This is a genomic window from Lentibacillus populi, from assembly GCA_014642895.1.
Classification (GTDB): Bacteria; Bacillota; Bacilli; order Bacillales; family Amphibacillaceae; genus Lentibacillus_C; species Lentibacillus_C populi.
Map to the genome: position 1 here is coordinate 36983 of BMJD01000030.1, position 18793 is coordinate 55775.

Here is an 18793-nt window from a genome sequence, read left to right on the forward strand (position 1 = left end):
GTTCTATCTCTAAAGTCGGGCAACCTCGTGACACTCTGTTTTAAAATCGGTACTATTTTGAAAATGTGCCAGCATCCCTTGAATGAGTATTAGCTGTGGTGTAGCTTCTCCTATTTCATTCAAAATAACATCAAGCGCTTCATGGAGCTGCTGCTTTTGCAATTGAGGTTTTCCCACTTTTTCTGAAATTTGCTTATAGTAATAACGGAATGCTGTCCTGATAAAATCTTCTTTCGATTAAAAATACAGGTAAAATGCTCCTTTTGATACAACGGCAGCAGTGGCGATTTCCTGAATGGATGTGGTATGGTATCCTTTCCGGGCAAGCAAATTCATGCTTTTCTCGATCAGCATTAACTTCTCATTCATCTTAACACCCGGTTCTTTATACGTATTACATTCTGAAAGGTTTCAGTCTACAATTTGGATTGACGATCAATTTCTGCTTTTATTTTGGGTTCTGGTGCAAAATTCTTTTCCCACATTGGCGGTTTAATAATTTTACCGTCTTCTTCCCTGTATCGTGCTTTGCCGTCATCCCATAATTTCCCCATGTTTGCTTGTTGAACAATATCAAATAACGGCTGCGGTTCCACACCCATTATGGTAAAGGATCCATAGTTGAAATAACTGATATCCGTTAATGCGTCTGCCTGTGCGACAACAACATCCGTGATTTCTTCGTTTTTTCGGATAATTTTTTCCCTTGTTTTTTCGATGGATTCATGTAATTGATCAACTAAATGATGAAACTCATCCTTGTTGCCAGAAACAGTTGCGTATAAAAATTCAACAACCTCTTCCGTTGTCCAAGCCGCACGTTTTAACGCTGTTTCCTTGTCCATTGCTGTTGGCTTATCATTTATTGGATGACGAAATGCCTGATGAAATTCTCGAACCTGTTCATATGGATTATTCATTACTATTCCCCTCTCCATGCGTTTTGACTGATCGGTCAGTCATATAGGTGTGAATACTGCTTTTCTTTTTTCCATCATACATGGGTCGGAGTAAATGAAGCAAGTATAGAAGGCTTCTCAATAATAACTGGTGGACAAATCAGGTTTTGGGCAGGAAACGTACGAAATCGACCCGGGGTAATGGTTAATTAGCCACACTTATTGTGAAAAAGCTGGCCATAGTTGCCCAGGTCAGGCGTTGTTACTCAACCTATTACATTTTGAAAGGTAGGGCGTTTCATCTGGGCAATTACCTGACTGGCTTTCTTGAATTGCATATCCACTGCATTTTCTGAGGCGTTAACATAGAGACCTGAACCATCACGAAAGGCGACATATGTTTTGTTATCCCGTTGTTCATAATAATGAACGTGATAATAGGAGAGCCATACACAATCTCTGCTTTTGATCGAGGCTGTCGGCAGCATGTACACATCTTTGCAGGGGATAACCGGGATCGGTAATTTGCTGCAGGCCTTTAAAATATGTTTTACTGCAGCTCTTCTCCCTGATAAAGTTGCGCCATTAATGGTACAGTTATGATTTAAGATGTGTTCCGGCCTGTAAATAGAAGACCTTTCCCGTCCTATTTCCAAAACTCGCGAACGATAATAGGCAGAATTCTTTTGTAAAATTGCTTTCGTTTGTGGTGTTATCACATAAATAGGTGAATTTACAACAACGCCCATCAGTCAATCCTCCCATTCTCATGACTATTGTACTATTTTTTCAGATGATTTGCTAATTAATATTATTGTTGTTTGAAAAAAGTTTACAATCAGAGGCATAGAATGGGATATAAGTTTTCCTATTTACAGGGGGGATGGTATCAATTTATTATTTAAATTGCTTTCGTTTTGCGTGAACATAACAAAGGCGCAATGGTCCGTTTAGCTTTTGCGCCTTCCTTAATGCTTGTTTATGCTACTCCTTTGTAGAAAGTCGATGACACCGTTGATAACAGTTGAAGTTATATGGTTGTGTATTTTCTTCAATTTTTTTTGTTTGAAATCCATGTTCTGCTAGATAGGTTAATAGCTTAGACAAATGGTCAGCTGTATTTTGTTTATCATGCATAAGAATAATTGGTGCCTCCCCGGCATTAACCAGCTCTTCTATTTGTCCAATAACCGTATCTACATACTGGTCACCGGATAATGACCAATCATCACTGTCAATATTCCAATCCCACACTTTAAACCCATTGCTATCTAAAACCTCTCGATATGATTCAGTTAAATAAGGAACACTTCCATAAGGTGTCCGAATCAGATTGGACTGGACATCTGCAATTTGTTTAAGTGTCTCCTGAGCAGTAGTCATTTCTTCAAGAGCAGATTGTTCGGATTTATAAAAGTGGTATATGTCATGGGTCACACCATGTAAACCCGCAGCATGACCTTCCTCTACAATTTTGTCTACAGCTTCTGGTAATTCCTTCATAGAAGGTTCCAGCATGAAAAATGTTGCTTCAGCATCAAATTGGTGTAAAGTATCTAGAATATCTGTTGTTGCTGAAGTAGGACCGTCATCAAAGGTCAGGTAAACAGTTTTTTCTATATTCTCTTTATCCGCCTCAGACTTCTCAGATTCCGTTTTTTGCTTCATGGACTTTTTATTATTAAGTTCCGACTCTGTATGTTGACTTGTTACAATGGATTTCTTCGCCTTTGATTCCTTCTGATCATGGTCCAAATCACTTTGACATCCATAAAAAATAACCAAACAGGCAAGAAAAATAAATAGTTTAAGCTTTTTCATTTAAAAACCTCTATTCTATATCGTTTTCATCCTTGTTGATAGATTAATAAAATGAGGTAAAGAAGAGATGAAGGACAAATGGATTTACGTTAAAGATTAAATAAAATGATAAGAAGCCATCCATATATATGACATATAAAGTCATAAAATTGGATGGCTTACTGTGATGGTAATTTTACCTTTTATGAAGATGAAAGAAAAAACATACCCACGTTCTGTATTGATTTTTAAAAGATCCATTCTAAGATCCCTTGTTTTTCCGATCTCTCCTTGTATTCTTTAATCCCTTCAACAATTGAATTAGCAACACGTGATTGAATATCGTCCGTCAACATTTTGGACTCTTCCTGGGGATTCGTTAGATAACCTACTTCGATCAAAGCCGCTGGCATTTTCGTATCTCTTACAACAAATAAATCTTTTTTCGTTGTTCCTCTATCCCTGAACCCGGTTGCTTCAACCACATGTTTCTGTAAGAACTTAGCAAATAGGCGGGAATTCTTGTGATAATAATACGTTTCGGTGCCTGAAACATCGGGATCGGAAAAGGTGTTACCGTGAATAGATATAAATAAATCTGCATCTAGTTTATTAGCATATTTTGGTCTGTATCGGCTTTCTTGTGAAATAAAGCTATCATCCGTTCTGGTCATAAAAACCTGTATTCCAGATTCCTGCTCCAACAGTTCTTCCACCTTTTTCGATAAACTTAGCGTAAAATCCTTTTCATACTTACCGCTGGCGCCTGTCGCCCCTTTATCTTTACCGCCATGTCCTGGATCAATGACAACTTTAAGAACTGTGTCTTTATCATCATTATGATCATCATTATTGTTAATGATATTATTATGATTAGCGTTCGTTTTATTGTTGACCGAGTTGCTTATGAAAACTGATATTATTACAATTAAAAGTAATAGTAATGGAATAAATAGTATTTTTTTCATGCTTCTACCTTCTTTCTATATTTTCTATGGTTTAGGAGTACTATTAACGTACTGACGTTGACAAAAGTCATTGCATTTAGTAGTTACTGATTTTTGCTTTTTGACGGATGATTCTCCTAGTTTTCTGCTGTAAAGCTGTTGATAATCTATCCCTCCTGGTTCTAAGCACGTTTCAACTGTTTAAATATTAATAGAAAGAGATAAAGATGAGATAAAGATAATATAGAAATCATTTAAAGATTTATAAATGATGTTGCGGTTAAAATTAATACGGTCTATGATCACGTTCATACAAAAAAAGCCATCCGTTCAATACCTTCATTAAAGGCCCATTGAACGGACAGCTTAAATAAAATTAAACCTCATTATCCCTTAAGTATGCAGAATGTAAAAGTTTTCTTAATAATATATCTACCCTTCTTTGTTTAAATAGAAGAAAAACAGCACACCGTCTTCGGTATTCGATACACCATACTGCGACTCATGCAGCTCTAAAATATTTTTTGAAATAGCAAGCCCTAATCCTGTTCCACCTTTCGAACGCCTGCGAGATGTGTCTCCACGATAAAAACGATCCCATATTTTCTCTAAATGTTCCTCGGGAATATGGGCCCCGTTATTTTCTACACATACTTTTACACGCTCATTTTCTTCTTTTGTGGAAATCATAATACTTTTATTTTCTGGTGTATAACGAATCGCATTGGTGATAAAGTTCGTAATCACTTGTTCAATCCGATGTTGATTTGCAACTACCTTAATCTTAGAAAGGTGTCTATGAACATGTAATTGCTTGTTTCTTATATCTAATGTTAATTGTTCACATATATACTCAATGATCTGATCGATATAGAAAACATCCATTTTCATTTTAAACGTACCAGATTCAAATTTTGCTAATTCAAGCATATCAACAATGAGCATATTCATTTTATCTACTTCGTTTGCCATTGCCTTAAAATAATAATCTTTTTTATTACTTGCAACTCCATCTTCCAAAATGGAGATGCAACTCTTCATTATACTTAAAGGCGTCTTTAGTTCATGTGAAACACCGGAAATAAATTCTTTACGTGTATTTTCTAATTGTTTTTCTTTCTCTATATCCTGCTGCAATTGATTAATATATGAATTCAAAGTGGCAGAGAGTGTATTAATATTGTGTGATAATGTACCAATTTCATCTTTTGATGTAATGGGTATTTTTTCCGAAAAATCCAAGTTTGCAATCTTATTTGTCGTGTCATTTATTTGTAACAATGGTTTAGCGATCTTTTTTGAATAATAAAATGATGCCAAAACAATAAGAATTAGTACAAATATAATTAAGTATACATAATAATCTTTTAACATTTGTACGGCTTCATCAACTGGTTGTAAGGATGTCATAGCAAAAATATAAGTTGTTTCACCAGTCGTATCTTTTATGGGTCTAATTATTATTTTGTAACTAATATTATTTTCCTCATAGTCCATTGTTTTGGCATTACTATTATAATTTTCATTTAATAATAGGTTTACTTGAAATCGTTTTATTCTTTCTATAAACACACGATTTGTATAAATGTTTGAACGTACGGCACCCGACGGTAATTGTAATTTCTTAATCTCTCCTTTAAAAAAGATCTGTGAGCTATCTTTTGGAGAAGGTTCTGTCGCATCCCTTTTGCCATATAACTTTTCCGATAGTTGCATATTCTCTAATACAACATTCTTATTTTTTACCGTTAAAATAGCAGGAATGATTGTATTATCCTTTTTTATCCCATCAATATAAATACGATTTCCCTGTTCTAATTGAAACCTTACCCTTTGCATATCTTCAAGACCAATGAGGCTATACAATGGGATGTTCATTATACGATTAGAGAAATCCTTATCTCGAGAAGGATCTAATTGAATTTTTACAGAAAAATCATTTGCGTATTTAATATTTCCTACACTGTCCAATGTTGTAATCCATGTTGAATTTTCTTGGTAGAAATCCTGCTCTAGCCTTTGAATTGCTGATACATCTTCTCCAGTCTTTAAGTAGTCTTTCTCAAAAGATTGAATACTCGCTTTAATATCATTTATCTTTTGGTTTGCATAATATTGCTTAAAAAATATGGTTTGTCCAATGAAAATAGTTGCCAAAATGAACATACATAATAATGCCGTTAGCATAAATAATTTTGTTACAATTCCTCTTTTCATGCTTTGGCCTCAAATTTGTAACCGGCCCGAATAACAGTTACAATACTATTTGCTTTATTAGCTAATTTATGACGTAAATTACGGATATGACTATTAATTGTGCGGTCATCACCAACGAATTCATAACCCCAAATTTTAGTAATAAGTTGTTCTCTCGTAATAATAATCCCTTGATTTTGCATTAAATACGTTAATATTTCAAACTCTGTGTGTGTCAAACTTATGCTTTCTCCATCTACAGTCACTGTACGTGAAGGGAAATAGACTTGGATACCATTGCTAATTAAAGTATCTTGATTAGATAACTTATCTGCATGAGAATATCGACTATCCATTAATCGTTTTACTCTTGCCAACAAAATTGGTGGACTGTATGGTTTTGTAACATAATCATCAGCACCTAATTCAAAACCAAGTAACGTATCGTCTTCATCCGCACGAGCTGTCAGCATAATAATAGGCACATCGGATGATTTGCGAATTCGTCTGCAAACAGACCATCCGTCTAACTCTGGCAACATAATATCTAGAATAATTAAATGGACTTCCTGTTCTTCAAATATAGCTAAAGCTTCATTTCCATCTGCTGCTTCTAATACTTCATATTCTGCATTTAATAAATAATCCTTAACTATTTCACGTAAAATGTCTTCATCCTCTACAATTAATATTGTTTTTTGCAATTTTCTCCCTCGCAATGTCTTAAAGATTAGTACCTATGTGAAAGAATATCACAATGATGTAAAGATAAGATAAAGATTTTAATTTATTGCCTTCGTGGTAAACCCTTTTTAGGGATAGTTGAATTAATTGCCACACCTTACATTTTTATATTACCCATATTAAAACAGCATTAGAATAGAACGAAATCGAAATTTTTTTCGAGCTCATACTTTAAATCAAAGCGGTTATTTAAGATAATGGCCCTATTCATAAATAGAGAGTCAAATCCTTACTCCGGAATGGTTAGCGGTAGGTAAGCCTTTGAGGTTATCTCCAGCTTTTCCCCTGCTCCCCACTATAGACGTGCTGTTTTCTTAGCATCCGGCGTTCCGGGATGTACTATGTTGATAAGTTACCATTAAACAAGACGGCTACTTGCCCAAATGCTTTTTGCTTGAAAGCTCAAACTGTGGAAAATCCAAAGTTCCCTGGTCCGATTGTTGAATTCAAAGGTTTCAGTAAACCCGAATAATTAATCAGATGGAATTAAGTAAAAGAATGGAGACTATCTTCACGGATAGTCATTTTGTTTTGCACAAAATTAAGGATAAAATTACGCAAATTAAAAAATTGATAGGGGGATGGATATGGATATACACGCGGTGTCCGTTGTAATGGTAAATCGTCTGAGCCAAATGTCATCTCAGGGGTGTGAATATCGGCCGGAACGCAAACATCAACACAGTAATACACCCAGTTTCTATGAAAAAGCCGCTAGCATTCAGGCGCATGTAATTGACGTAATGGAATTTAAGTGAGGTGCAAAAACACCCCACTTTTGAAACCTCACTTTATCGCAAACATAATCTCTGCTTCACAGGCGACTTCGCCGTCAACCGTTGCAACACCTTTTCCTTTTCCAATCGGACCTTTCAAACGCAAAATTTCGACCTGCAAATTCAATTGATCACCAGGCTTTACTTGACGTTTAAACCGGCATTTGTCAACACCTGCCAGGAAACCGATCTTCCCTTTATTTTCTTCCTTGCCTAACATGGCGATAGCGCCAACCTGTGCAAGTGCCTCGATAATCAGCACACCTGGCATAACTGGATAATCAGGAAAGTGTCCTTGAAAAAAAGGTTCATTAATCGATACATTCTTGATTCCGGCAACACGCTTTCCTTCCTCCACTTCGGTAATTTTGTCCACCAATAAAAATGGGTAGCGGTGCGGGATAATATCTTTTATTTGCTGCATGTCCATGATAAACTCGCTCCTTTTCCTTTATGTACTTTTCTCATTATAACAAAATAATTGGTTAAAACGAGGAAAAAAAGGGTAGTGAACGATATCGACATTCATTGTCCTTAAGAATAAAGATTCAAAAAGTGGACAAAGTAAACGACAAGGAGTGAGTATGATGCTGTGGTCAATATTCATTATTCTGCTTGTTTTGTGGATACTTGGCTTGATCTTTAAAATAGCTGGAGGCCTTATACATGTATTACTTGTTATTGCCATTATTGTATTGGTCATACGATTATTCACAGGCAATCGCAAATCATAGCGGGGTTTTTTCCAAGATATAAAACAAGCATGGCTGCACTAACCGCAGCCATGCTTGTTTATTTTTCCTTTTTAACGATATCAATAATATGCTGCCACGTACTTTTTTGCAATGCGTCTGTTGGGTTACCATCGCCAATCACACCGAAACCAATCATTAACCCGACGATAAGAGCTACCACACAAAGAATCAGAATGACAATAAGCCGCAGCCAGATTGGGAAAACACGTCGTCTAGGTCTTTTATTTTTTTCTTTTTTCTGCAGTTGCTTCTGCTGTTTACGGGTTTTCACTTCGGCAGTTGCCTCTTCTGCCGGATCGGCCCGCTTTTGTTTTGACCGTTTCTTCGTTTCTTTTTCCGTTTGCCTTGCCCGCTTCTTGACTAATCCTTTTTCCTGCTGATCAGATTGCTCTTTTTTTACTACCTTGGCTTGCTTTCGCTTCTCTTGATTACGCTTAAGCTCTTGCCGGATTTCTTCCAGCTTATCTTTAATTGTTGCTATAAACCTTTTCCATAAATGCTGCAATCTACGTAACAGGGGCTTTACTTTTTCAACTACCTGCTTTAACAACTCACGTAGTTTTGCAAGCAGGACTTTAAGTTTTTCTGAAAGGCGTTTCAGCAAAGCCTGCAACCGTCTCAGCAATCTTTTTCCCTTTCGAAGTATATCTTTTAGAAGTCGATTTTTAGGCTGTTCTTCATTAACAGGCTTTTTCGATTGGTTAGTGGACATGGCGCGGTTCTCCTTACTTCCTTGCGTTCATGATGATCCATTCTCGGAAAGCATTAAATCCTATGAAAGCTTTATCTGGTAAACTAATAATCTCACGCATTTCATAAAACTACTATAGTGATTTTTATGCCATTCGTCAATAAGGTGAAATTGCCAGGTCGTGTGTAGATGGTATGCCCTCTTCCCCTTGAAAGTTCGTGAAACAGGTCAGTTGACCCCACCTATCCTGCTTTAAAGCTTTAATTGGGAGGGCTCCTCTTCCCCTTACACTGAGCTAATGGAACAAAGGCTAAAGTTTCAGGCGTCCTGTTGCAACGCCTTTGTGACCTGCATCGTGCAGGCCCGAACGAATCAGCAATTTACAGTATACCAACCTTCACGCTTTTGGTTTACTCACGCTTAGCCCGTTAATACGTAATAAACACTAACGAAGCTGATTGATAAGACCCGACATTTGATCACTCATCGAAATTGTCCGTGCATTGAATTGGTATGATCGCTGCGCCATAATCAAATCACTCATCTGTTTTTCCATGTCAACGTTCGATTGTTCGAGGGCACCAGTTTTTAACACATCAGCGTCTGGATTGACTGCCTGCATAACGTCGGCGTATTGAATGTTTAATGCATCCAGATCAGGAAGACGATAAGTGTTTTGTCCTGTGGCTTCCAAAAGTCTCGGACGTACTGATTCCACAATTGAAAGCCTGCCAACTGCTTCCGTTTGATTTCCCTGTTTGACAACAATCTGTCCGTCCGATTGGATTGCAATTTCATCAAATCCATCCGCAAAAGTTATCGGGCCATTCTCTCCAAGAACAGGCTGGCCGTCAGTGGTCGTCAGCATTACCTGATTATTATTAACAGGACTTAGGTAAAACGACCCATCCCTTGTGTAACGTGTTTCCGCAACACCATTTTCCATCACTTGAATTTGGAAAAACTGATTGTCTTTTAATAAGGCAACGTCTAATCCCCGTCCGGTTTCCTTTAATGCACCGGGTGTTAACTTAATATTCGTGTGACCTAATATGGCTCCAGACCCGACACGAACACCATCAGGGGTAAGCCGGCCTTCTGCATTAGCGGGATCTGTCAGGTTGTCGATCTGCTGAAATAATAGGGATGAAAAATCTGCCTGGCGACTTTTATAACCGGTTGTTTGACTGTTCGCCAAGTTATGTCCAATTAAATCAAGTTTGTTCTGCAGCTGATTCATCGTCACTGCAGCTTGGATCATTGTTCGTGACATCCAATTCCTCTCCTAACCGAGCCGGCCGATCTCGTTAACGGCTTTGCTCATACTTTCATCATATGCTTTTAATACACGCTGATTTGTTTCAAACGAGCGGTAAGATTCCATCATTTGTGTCATCGCCTGCAATGCGTCCACATTGGAGCGTTCCAAAAATCCTTGTTTCACATTGAAAGTGGCACCGGCGGGGACTGCACCAGCCTCACCATTAAACAAGCCATTGCCCTCTTTTTCAAGCTCATCGGCGTTTGCAGCATATGCAATGCCAAGCGGGGCTGTCTGTCCACCTATTTGAATCACGCCATTATCGGTAACATCAAAGTCCATTCCATTTGTTTGAATCGGATTACCTGCCTGATCTAACACGTAATATCCTTGATTCGTCACTAAAAAACCTTGTCCATCAACTGTAAAATTGCCATTTCGTGTATAGCGCTGCTCCCCTGCTTCATTTTGTACGGTAAAAAATAATGAGCCCGTCTCATCCGGCAGTTCGCCATTAATTAATGCGACGTCGGTTGAAATGCCTGTTTCCCTGATATCACCTTGGGCATAATTCGGTACTGTTTCCTGAACGTAAACCCCTGTGTTCAGGCTGCCAAGCGGATTTTGGGTTGGCAAATTCAGTCCCTTCGTTGTCGGAATCGATTTTGCCCCCATCTGCTGTATTAATAATTCTGGGAATGCACGTAATGTTGGCTGATCCGCTTTATAGCCAGGAGTATTCGCATTGGCAATATTATTGGATAAGGCTTCCTGCCGCCTTTGTTGGGCAATCATTCCGCTGGCTGCTGTGTAAAATCCTCTAAGCACAATACTCAGATCCCCTTTATGTAAGGAATTTTTTAAAGATAAGGAAGTATATAAATTTAGGCTCTATTCTGCTCTCGGCAGAGTAAGCCACGTCCAGTTCCAGCGCCCAGCGGCTATTGTGCAACACCCGCCTCCGTACGATAAGTCGGGCCTACAGGATGTAGGTCAGTTCGACGAAGACATGCGGACGTGGCGTTCTTAGTCGAACATCCCCTCGTTCGGGTAGGAAGGATGGCCGGCTAAAACGGGCTTTGCGCCCAACTCACGTCTACCCCTTTTTTAGTGGCATGTTTCCTTTATCTCCGGCGGTTGTTTGTTCGGTTAAAACCGCTGCTCCAGGCAGCAACACCGAACCACCCTGCTTGGCAGGGCGAGAGCACTCTAGCCGCTAAACGGGCGCTTCCGCTTTTGTTCAACGTTTGATACAATTGAAAATCGGGCATTAGTGTATGATAAAGTAATGAGGCAACAGGGAATTTTCTGTATGAAAGTCCCCTTTCCAATCAGGAATACCTCGATAATTGCTGTTTACAGCGTGATGTTTCATACGAGATGTGATACTTGTCCGATTGACTTAACCTAGATGCGTCCAGTTTACCATTAAACAATTTTTCTCCGTTCAATTTTATCAATATTCTCCAACATAATACCCGTTCCCTTGGCAACACAATTCATCGGTTCTTCTGACATAAAGACAGGAACCTTCAATTCCTCTGCTAGCAGTTGATCAATACCATGAATCAATGCGCCTCCACCTGTAAGAATGACGCCGCGATCGATAATGTCAGCGGATAATTCTGGCGGTGTGTGCTCCAATACTGATTTGGCCGCTTGTGTAATTAATGCCACCGATTCGCTCAGTGCCTCCTCAATTTCATGAGAGTAGACGGTAATTGTGCGCGGCAAGCCGGATACCATGTCACGTCCGCGAATATCCATTTCCTCTTTACGCGAATTTTTGAAAACCGTTGCAACGTTAATTTTTATATCCTCTGCAGTACGTTCCCCAATTAGCAGTTTATACTTTTTCTTTATGTATTGAAGAATCTCTCCGTCAAATTTGTCGCCAGCCATTTTAATCGACTGTGCGGTTACAATATCGCCCATCGACAATACGGCTACGTCTGTTGTACCGCCGCCAATATCAACGACCATATTTCCGCTCGGCTGGAAAATTTCCATCCCTGCTCCAATTGCTGCTACTTTCGGTTCCTCTTCCAAATATACTTTCTTGCCACCGGATTTCTCAGCCGCTTCCTTAATTGCCTTTTGCTCCACTTTCGTAATGTTCGTTGGGCAGCAAATCAACATCCGTGGTTTCGACAAAAACCCCTTTACATTAATTTTATTTATAAAATGTTTTAACATTGCTTCTGTCACATCAAAGTCCGCTATAACTCCATCTTTCAATGGACGGATGGCTTCAATATTTCCTGGTGTACGCCCAACCATTCGCCGCGCTGCCTCGCCAACCTCAAGCACTCTGCCTGTGGTACGATCCATCGCAACGACTGACGGCTCATTCAAAACAATTCCTTTTCCCTTTAAGTGAATTAATACATTGGCGGTTCCAAGGTCAATTCCAATATCCCTAGAAAACATGAATCAAGATCCTCCTTGCTACATTTACTCATCGCGCATCTGTCAGAGGACATAATGCTACTAATATAATATTTTACCACAAAGTTCAACAATTAACTGCATATATTGGAAAAAAGTTTAGGGATTTTTTCGTGTGTCATTAGACCGTCTCCAGTTTCCAGCGTAGATCAGAGACAATGCATTTCCCTAGGGTAATGTGTTCCCTTGTACGGGTTGATGCTCTCGCATTCGAGTTAATGTTTTTGCTCTCGCGTTGATGTTCTTGCTCTCCGGTCGATGTTTCCGCTCTCCCGCTGATATTCATGATCTCCGGTTGATGTTACTCGCTCTCCTGCTGATGTTCATGATCTCCGGTTGATGTCTTCGCTCTCCCGCTGATGTTCCTGCCCTCTCGCTGATGTTCCTCGCGCTCCGGGCGATGTTCCTGTTCTCCGGTTGATGTTACTCGCTTTCCTGCTGATGTTCCTGTTCTCCGGTTGATGTTTTCGCTCTCCCGCTGATGTTCCTGCCCTCCCGCTGATGTTTCTCGCGCTCCGGGCGATATTCATGATCTCCGGTTGATGTTACTCGCTCTCCTGCTGATGTTCCTGCTCTCCGGTTGATGTCTTCGCTCTCCCGCTGATGTTCCTGCCCTCCCGCTGATGTTTCTCGCGCTCCGGGCGATGTTCCTGCTCTACCACTGATGTCCCTGCTCTCCGGGGGGATGTTCTCGCTTTCCCGCTGATGTTCATGATCTCCAGGGGATGTTCCTGCCCTCCAGTTGATGTTTTCACTCTCCCGCCGATGCCCCTGCTCTCCGGGGGGATGTTCTCGCTTTCCCGCTGATGTTCATGATCTCCAGGGGATGTTCCTGCCCTCCAGTTGATGTTATTGATCGTCAGGTGGGTTTTCTCAAAACTACTTTAAAACATTCACATAAAATTCATAATTTAATTGCAGGACTTTCTCACTTTTTGTCGAATTAATAAATGTACTATTGAAAAGGAGGAGATTTTTATTGTTTTTAAATGAGAGAAAAAAACCTTACGTTATTTTGTGCTACGAGGCTTTGTTTAGAAATTTGAAAGAAACATACAGGAGGAACCATAAACTTATTGAGGATTACAAACGTTTTAACGCTGGTTATTATGGTGAAAAAGATGTAGATTATAACTTATCCCTTTATCCTCACAAAAACTTCTTTATTTTACATGACATCCGCTTGAAAATCTTCAACAAACACTTTCAAATTGATACACTAATTATTTCTAAAAATTTCATATGTATTCTAGAAATCAAAAACCTGGCTGGAGAAATAGAGTATGATCAAGAGCTGCATCAATTAATACAGAAAAAAGGAGACAAAGTAATTGCAATTAAGGATCCAATACTTCAAGCCGAGTCGCAAAGAATGCAATTAAACACCTGGCTGCAGCGATTTAATTTAACGGTGCCAATCGAAACATTGGTGGTAAGTAGTAATCCATCAACCATTCTAAGAATAAAGCAGAATGATCCGGATATTTATAGAAAAATAATTAGAACAGAAAGTCTGTACTTGCATCTAAATGAACTGGTTAAAAAGTATCCCGAAAATGTATTAAACAAAGCCCAGATGAAAATGATTAGTGAAATTATATTAAATGAAAATTCCCCAAAACACCCAGATTTAATTAGTAAATACAACGTTCAGGAGCAGCATCTTATAAAAGGAATTCCCTGCCCCGCTTGTGGACATATTCCCATGAACCTCCTTTATAAAAAATGGGCATGCCCTTCATGCACTACACCGGGGTATAAACTACATGAACGTTATATACTTGATTACTTTCTTCTTTACAACAATACAATCACAAATAAACAATGCAGGGAGTTACTGCGAATAAATTCACCAAAAAGCTCCTATACAATATTAAACTCTATGAATTTACAATATATCGGAAAAAATAGCGCTAGAAAATACCTTTCACCAAATGTAAATGACTTTCCGCAGAATTCCGATTTCCCGGGTAAATATAAATCTGTATTCGATATTTTTGACTAACTAAAAACACAATGTTAATTCTACCTGAAGTTGTATTTCACCTTGGAATTCTTGTTCACATATTTGGATTGATGTTTCTGCTCTGCCTCGCGTCGATATTCTTGCCCTGGCAGTTGAGTAACAGTATCCGGTTGATATTCCTGAGATATTCTGGCTCTTGGGCTGATGTTCCTCGCTCTCCGGGGGATATTCCTGCCCTCCCGCCGATGTTTCTGTTCTCCGGCGAATGTTCCCGCTCTACCGCCGATGTTCCTCGCCCCCCAGTTGATGTTCCTGCTCCCCGGGTGATGCCCCATTTTTGGGATTGAGCAATTGCTTATGACGCGATACCCGTAGTTCATGGATTGATACCTTTGTTAAAAAAATGGCTGCTATCGCCTGCTTTGGAACAAAACACGGAAGACCCCAGACATATCGGCTGGAGTCTTCGGCAAATTAAAAAGCTAATGTACTGTTAGGTTTTACCTGCTGCCAACCACCTCCTTTAATTTCTCGTGCTGTTTATCCTACCGGTTCAATGGTTGTTGCTTTTTCTGGTTCGATCTTGTATTTTTTTCTGGTTGCTTCGCCTCCGCGGAGATGGCGGATGGATTTGTGGTATTCCAGGATATCTTTTACTTGGTTTGCCAGTTCTGGGTTTATTTCTGGTAGACGCTCTGTTAAATCTTTGTGGACAGTACTTTTGGACACACCAAATTCCTTTGCTATCATTCGGACGGTTTTCCTCGTCTCAACGACATGTTTCCCTATCCTGATAGTCCTTTCCTTGATGTAATCGTGCACACCGTTCGCCTCCCTAAGTTGTCTGTTTCCGAGGTGTGTACCTGAGACAAGGTGATCAAGAATTATTACGACTTCATTATCAGCTGGAAATGTATTATTGTGCAGCGATGTCTTGTATCGTTTTTAATTTTCAAAAAACAGGGCATAAAAATACCCCTCAATGTCGATTTTTTAGTCTAATCGGTAATATATATGTGAAGACGATCAAAGTTATAAAAAAAATGTATGTATTGGATGGTTAACAAAAAGGCTTGACATGCTACACAAGCTCTCACCTCAGACCATGAATTGATTGCTTGGTTTGTAACATTTTATTACTAAATTTCGTGGATTATGATTAAAATTACGCGATTGAAGAAGGAGACAAGCAGTTATTTTTAGAAGGAGTGAATTACAGTGCTAATGTTAAAATAAAAAAACGGAAGATGTCATTGCTACAGTTGCAACTGCGTGGAAAACACTGTAATTCACCAAAACTTTGGAGAATGGTCCCATATCAAAACATCCTAACAACAATTAAAAAATGTCGCCATATCCTGGATCATTGAATATGTCACCATATCCTGGATCACTGAAAATATCGCCGTATCCTGGGTCCTTAAATATGTCACCATATCCCGGGTCACTGAATATATCGCCATATCCCGGATCAACCGAATAAGCAGACCCTGAATTAACCATGCCAGTTGCAAATGTGATTCCTAATAACATCGCAGCTGCAAGAACCAATGCGCGTGCCTTCTTCATGTATATCCCTCCCTTCCCTGTTTTAAGTTGGCTAAAGATAAAGATGAAAAGAAATCCCATCATGGTGTGTTGTTCTCTTTGCTGGTTTTTTATAATAAAAGCAGGGTATTTTTTTTGAGCAACCCCACTTCTACCCACGTTGTTAGTGCTGTTTTGCTCAATCCATATTTGCCAAGACACTTAGTGGTAATTTGCTGAAGAAATAATCACTTCTCTTCTCAATAAAATAATTATAGGATCGGAGAAGTATATTTTTGTCTCGTTTGGCGATGCCAAGGTAATACATTTTAAAAGGGCTGTCGATTTTCAGCTGATTCAGAAGTTCAATCCCTTTTGCATGATTCCCTTTTGCTATTTCCAAATGAGCTTGTTCACTTTTATCATCTGTTGTAATGCCTTCGAATTTTTTAAAATGGGCTGATAAAAAAGGTATGTTTTGTTGGTTAATTATGTTAATGCCATCTTGATAATTTAGTTTTTTGGCAAGCCTCAACGCTTCATTCAGATGATACATCCCTTGAAAATAAGTATCAAACGTATAAGTCAACCCCAGATTAATATGCATGTTTACCGCCGTTCTATTGTTTGTTGTTTCATTAAGTACACGGAAAGCATATTTTCTGGCAACAATCAGTTCATTTCTTGTCCAATAATAGATAAACAGGGTTTGATAAAGTCTTGAATTAAAAAAAGATAATAGTAGTGTGTCATCTACCTCATCGAATAAAGAGGTTTGTTTATCAAGGAAATTGCCAATTTTACCGAATTCTCTCAAGTCAAAGTGAATAGATATTTTAAGAAATTCAATCACACAGCGCAGTTCAGGATCATCTGTATGACAAAATTCCAATTGTCTTAATAATTTACGAGGATAGGCACGGAATTCTGCTCTGTCAACAACAAGTTGATAGACTTCAGCCCATTCTCTGTTTGATTTACTTTCTGATTCTCTATTCTTGTTAATAAGTAGTTGCAAGTCATGCAAATAGCCATTAGTAAATAAAAATTCCATTCCCTTTTTATTTATGTCATCTGAGGTCGACTGGAGACAAAGTTTTCGTGTCAGTTGTAAAACAGTTTCGTTATCGTATTCCTGTTGCAACATTGGGATTATTTGTTCCAATGTCTGTTTGTCATCAGAGGAAATGGGATTTAAAGAATTAGCTGTTATGTCAGCCTTGGGATACTTCACGTTGCTTCTCCTTTCTAATAAACTCAGGCCTTTACGTATATGAACTCAAGTTTCAAGTATATTAGATGGCTATTCCGACACATTCTGACAAACTCTAACAATAACCAACGATTACTATTATAATAACACATTTTTAGCAGAAAAAAAGCGGAATCGTTCGACAATTTTCGACTCTCGCCTGGAATAGATTCCATGAGCCTTGTCTCAGCAAGATGATAGCCGCATCCACAAAAAAATAACCCTAGCAAATTATACTAGGGTAAATCTAACAATTTATATACCTATATGAAATTAGGCATTTGCTGATGCTTTGGATGAATCGGAGGTTGCTCCGGCAGAATTTCCATCCGTTGCATCTGTTTCTTTGTCTTGACCTTGATCTGGATTCTGATCACTGTTGCCCTGATCCGCATCCGGTGTTTCACTTTCATCATTTGTACCAGATTGATCATCAGAATTTGCATCATCTGCATCGCTGGAATTATCAGTACCATTGGATTCATCGGTTTGGTTGGAATCCTCCGTTGCTCCAGATTCCTCTGCCTGATCAGACTCATCCGTGTTCGAATCCTCTTTTACTGCACTGTCCAGTTTGCTTACAGGCTGGTTAAAAAATTCCTCCGGATTGACAGCTTTTCCATCTTTTCTTAATTCAAAATGGACGTGTACACCTTTGTCTTTACCAAATAAGTTTTTACCGCCTGTCCCAATAACGTCGCCTTGCTTCACCTTATCTCCGGCTTTGACATCAACTTTTCCAAGACTTGCATAGTACGTTGTCACATCGTTCTCGTGTGATAGCTCAACAACATTGCCTAAAAGCGGATCTTCCTTTACTTCTGTGACAGTTCCACTTAACGCAGCTGTAACATTAAATTTTTCAACTTCTGGAGATGCAATGTCGATACCAGTACTTTGATAGTATCGGTTGTTGTAATGGACAAGGGCACTTTCCTGATCCTTTTGGTCTGCGTTGTAATCAAAAAATTTAGTTACAATTTCTGCTTGATCTGCTTTTTCGACAGGCATTTTAACAGCTTCCTGCTGCTCGGTTACAGTTTGCGCTTCATCATCGTACGGACTTTTCGCGTAGTCATCTGAAACGCCTTGGTCTTTCGGCTCCTGTACTTGATTATCCAGATTTTGGTACCATACGACCACTGACAATAACAGGGCGGCAATTACCAGGTATAACGCTGGGAAAAACCACTTCTTGCGAAAAATGCGGCTCCATTTATTTTTTGGAGTACCATTGTTTTCTTCTTTCATTTGATCATCACCTCAACAACCATTCTGATCAGAAAAAAGAAAAACTATACATTTTATAAAAAAAATTTCTCGATTTTGTGTATTTTTTACAGCATGTGGGGGAAAGTAAGGATTTTATACAGGTACAGGATTTCGTTTAGGAGAATAGTATTTTTTCCAGGAAAGCACACTTCCATATAAAATCACTTGCGTTGCAGGAAAATAAAATAAAAAAGTCAAGAAATATAATTTATGTAAAATTGGGAATAATGGCAATTTAACCTTTAAAAACCATAAAAAA

General features: G+C 38.8%; 19 protein-coding genes. 2 read left to right on the forward strand and 17 right to left on the reverse strand.

The window, feature by feature from the left end:
• Positions 1–9: 9 nt before the first annotated feature.
• From IEX12_RS16000 to fabZ, 9 genes are all read right to left on the reverse strand, one after another.
• The gene (locus IEX12_RS16000; protein WP_188725490.1) at positions 10–162 is read right to left on the reverse strand and encodes a hypothetical protein; all 153 of its coding nucleotides are present in this window, start codon (positions 160–162) and stop codon (positions 10–12) included.
• 75 nt (positions 163–237) lie between these two features.
• Positions 238–369, reverse strand: a complete 132-nt coding sequence (locus IEX12_RS16005) for a TetR/AcrR family transcriptional regulator (RefSeq protein ID WP_088052247.1) — start codon at positions 367–369, stop codon at positions 238–240.
• 47 nt (positions 370–416) lie between these two features.
• Complete coding sequence (locus IEX12_RS16010; RefSeq protein WP_188725491.1) at positions 417–920, reverse strand: pyrophosphohydrolase domain-containing protein; 504 nt, start codon at positions 918–920, stop codon at positions 417–419.
• Positions 921–1165: 245 nt separating this feature from the next.
• Positions 1166–1648, reverse strand: coding sequence for a competence protein ComK (locus tag IEX12_RS16015; protein ID WP_088052246.1), 483 nt, complete (start codon positions 1646–1648; stop codon positions 1166–1168).
• Between the two features lie 235 nt (positions 1649–1883).
• Positions 1884–2720 (reverse strand): polysaccharide deacetylase family protein, encoded by an 837-nt coding sequence (locus tag IEX12_RS16020; protein WP_088052245.1) that lies wholly within the window; start codon positions 2718–2720, stop codon positions 1884–1886.
• Positions 2721–2947: 227 nt separating this feature from the next.
• Positions 2948–3667 carry an N-acetylmuramoyl-L-alanine amidase family protein gene (locus tag IEX12_RS16025; RefSeq protein WP_088052244.1) on the reverse strand — a complete coding sequence of 240 codons (720 nt, stop codon included), beginning with the start codon at positions 3665–3667 and terminating at the stop codon, positions 2948–2950.
• Between the two features lie 411 nt (positions 3668–4078).
• Positions 4079–5863 (reverse strand): sensor histidine kinase, encoded by a 1785-nt coding sequence (locus IEX12_RS16030; protein WP_088052243.1) that lies wholly within the window; start codon positions 5861–5863, stop codon positions 4079–4081.
• Entirely contained in the window at positions 5860–6546 is a 687-nt protein-coding gene (locus IEX12_RS16035; RefSeq protein WP_088052242.1) for a response regulator transcription factor, read from the reverse strand. The genes IEX12_RS16030 and IEX12_RS16035 overlap by 4 nt, the downstream gene beginning before the upstream one ends.
• Before the next feature lie 826 nt (positions 6547–7372).
• Positions 7373–7795, reverse strand: a complete 423-nt coding sequence (gene fabZ, locus IEX12_RS16040) for a 3-hydroxyacyl-ACP dehydratase FabZ (protein WP_102414461.1) — start codon at positions 7793–7795, stop codon at positions 7373–7375.
• Positions 7796–7949: 154 nt separating this feature from the next.
• Here fabZ and IEX12_RS16045 point away from each other — a divergent pair, with 154 nt between their 5' ends.
• Positions 7950–8096, forward strand: coding sequence for a lmo0937 family membrane protein (locus IEX12_RS16045; RefSeq protein WP_106427347.1), 147 nt, complete (start codon positions 7950–7952; stop codon positions 8094–8096).
• 58 nt (positions 8097–8154) lie between these two features.
• Here IEX12_RS16045 and IEX12_RS23730 read toward each other — a convergent pair whose 3' ends face one another.
• The 4 genes from IEX12_RS23730 to IEX12_RS16065 all read right to left on the reverse strand — a co-directional run bounded on the left by IEX12_RS23730 (position 8155) and on the right by IEX12_RS16065 (position 12499).
• Complete coding sequence (locus IEX12_RS23730; protein ID WP_188725492.1) at positions 8155–8829, reverse strand: DNA-directed RNA polymerase subunit beta; 675 nt, start codon at positions 8827–8829, stop codon at positions 8155–8157.
• Positions 8830–9253: 424 nt separating this feature from the next.
• Positions 9254–10081: a flagellar hook-basal body protein gene (locus IEX12_RS16055; RefSeq protein WP_188725493.1), complete on the reverse strand. Its 828-nt coding sequence runs from the start codon at positions 10079–10081 to the stop codon at positions 9254–9256.
• A gap of 12 nt (positions 10082–10093) precedes the next feature.
• Entirely contained in the window at positions 10094–10897 is an 804-nt protein-coding gene (locus IEX12_RS16060) for a flagellar hook-basal body protein (protein WP_188725494.1), read from the reverse strand.
• A gap of 600 nt (positions 10898–11497) precedes the next feature.
• Entirely contained in the window at positions 11498–12499 is a 1002-nt protein-coding gene (locus IEX12_RS16065; protein ID WP_088052235.1) for a rod shape-determining protein, read from the reverse strand.
• A 997-nt stretch (positions 12500–13496) separates the two neighbouring features.
• Between IEX12_RS16065 and IEX12_RS16070 the strand changes: the two genes are divergently transcribed.
• Positions 13497–14522, forward strand: a complete 1026-nt coding sequence (locus IEX12_RS16070; RefSeq protein ID WP_088052234.1) for a nuclease-related domain-containing protein — start codon at positions 13497–13499, stop codon at positions 14520–14522.
• A 501-nt stretch (positions 14523–15023) separates the two neighbouring features.
• On the opposite strand, the gene spoIIID is transcribed toward IEX12_RS16070, so the two are convergent.
• The 4 genes from spoIIID to spoIIQ all read right to left on the reverse strand — a co-directional run bounded on the left by spoIIID (position 15024) and on the right by spoIIQ (position 18513).
• Positions 15024–15305 (reverse strand): sporulation transcriptional regulator SpoIIID, encoded by a 282-nt coding sequence (spoIIID, locus tag IEX12_RS16075; protein ID WP_088052232.1) that lies wholly within the window; start codon positions 15303–15305, stop codon positions 15024–15026.
• A gap of 516 nt (positions 15306–15821) precedes the next feature.
• Complete coding sequence (locus tag IEX12_RS16080) at positions 15822–16052, reverse strand: hypothetical protein (RefSeq protein WP_088052231.1); 231 nt, start codon at positions 16050–16052, stop codon at positions 15822–15824.
• Between the two features lie 157 nt (positions 16053–16209).
• The gene (locus IEX12_RS16085; protein WP_088052230.1) at positions 16210–17244 is read right to left on the reverse strand and encodes an AimR family lysis-lysogeny pheromone receptor; all 1035 of its coding nucleotides are present in this window, start codon (positions 17242–17244) and stop codon (positions 16210–16212) included.
• A gap of 291 nt (positions 17245–17535) precedes the next feature.
• Positions 17536–18513, reverse strand: coding sequence for a stage II sporulation protein SpoIIQ (spoIIQ, locus tag IEX12_RS16090; RefSeq protein ID WP_088052229.1), 978 nt, complete (start codon positions 18511–18513; stop codon positions 17536–17538).
• Between the last annotated feature and the right edge of the window lie 280 nt (positions 18514–18793).

Coding starts and splice junctions, on each gene's coding strand:
- IEX12_RS16045 (WP_106427347.1), top strand. CDS start 7,950: ATGCTGTGGTCAATATTCATTATTCTGCTTGTTTTGTGGATACTTGGC.
- IEX12_RS16010 (WP_188725491.1), bottom strand. CDS start 920: ATGAATAATCCATATGAACAGGTTCGAGAATTTCATCAGGCATTTCGT.
- spoIIQ (WP_088052229.1), bottom strand. CDS start 18,513: ATGAAAGAAGAAAACAATGGTACTCCAAAAAATAAATGGAGCCGCATT.
- IEX12_RS16055 (WP_188725493.1), bottom strand. CDS start 10,081: ATGTCACGAACAATGATCCAAGCTGCAGTGACGATGAATCAGCTGCAG.
- IEX12_RS16015 (WP_088052246.1), bottom strand. CDS start 1,648: ATGGGCGTTGTTGTAAATTCACCTATTTATGTGATAACACCACAAACG.
- IEX12_RS16065 (WP_088052235.1), bottom strand. CDS start 12,499: ATGTTTTCTAGGGATATTGGAATTGACCTTGGAACCGCCAATGTATTA.
- IEX12_RS16020 (WP_088052245.1), bottom strand. CDS start 2,720: ATGAAAAAGCTTAAACTATTTATTTTTCTTGCCTGTTTGGTTATTTTT.
- IEX12_RS16030 (WP_088052243.1), bottom strand. CDS start 5,863: ATGAAAAGAGGAATTGTAACAAAATTATTTATGCTAACGGCATTATTA.
- IEX12_RS23730 (WP_188725492.1), bottom strand. CDS start 8,829: ATGTCCACTAACCAATCGAAAAAGCCTGTTAATGAAGAACAGCCTAAA.
- IEX12_RS16005 (WP_088052247.1), bottom strand. CDS start 369: ATGAATGAGAAGTTAATGCTGATCGAGAAAAGCATGAATTTGCTTGCC.
- IEX12_RS16025 (WP_088052244.1), bottom strand. CDS start 3,667: ATGAAAAAAATACTATTTATTCCATTACTATTACTTTTAATTGTAATA.
- IEX12_RS16080 (WP_088052231.1), bottom strand. CDS start 16,052: ATGAAGAAGGCACGCGCATTGGTTCTTGCAGCTGCGATGTTATTAGGA.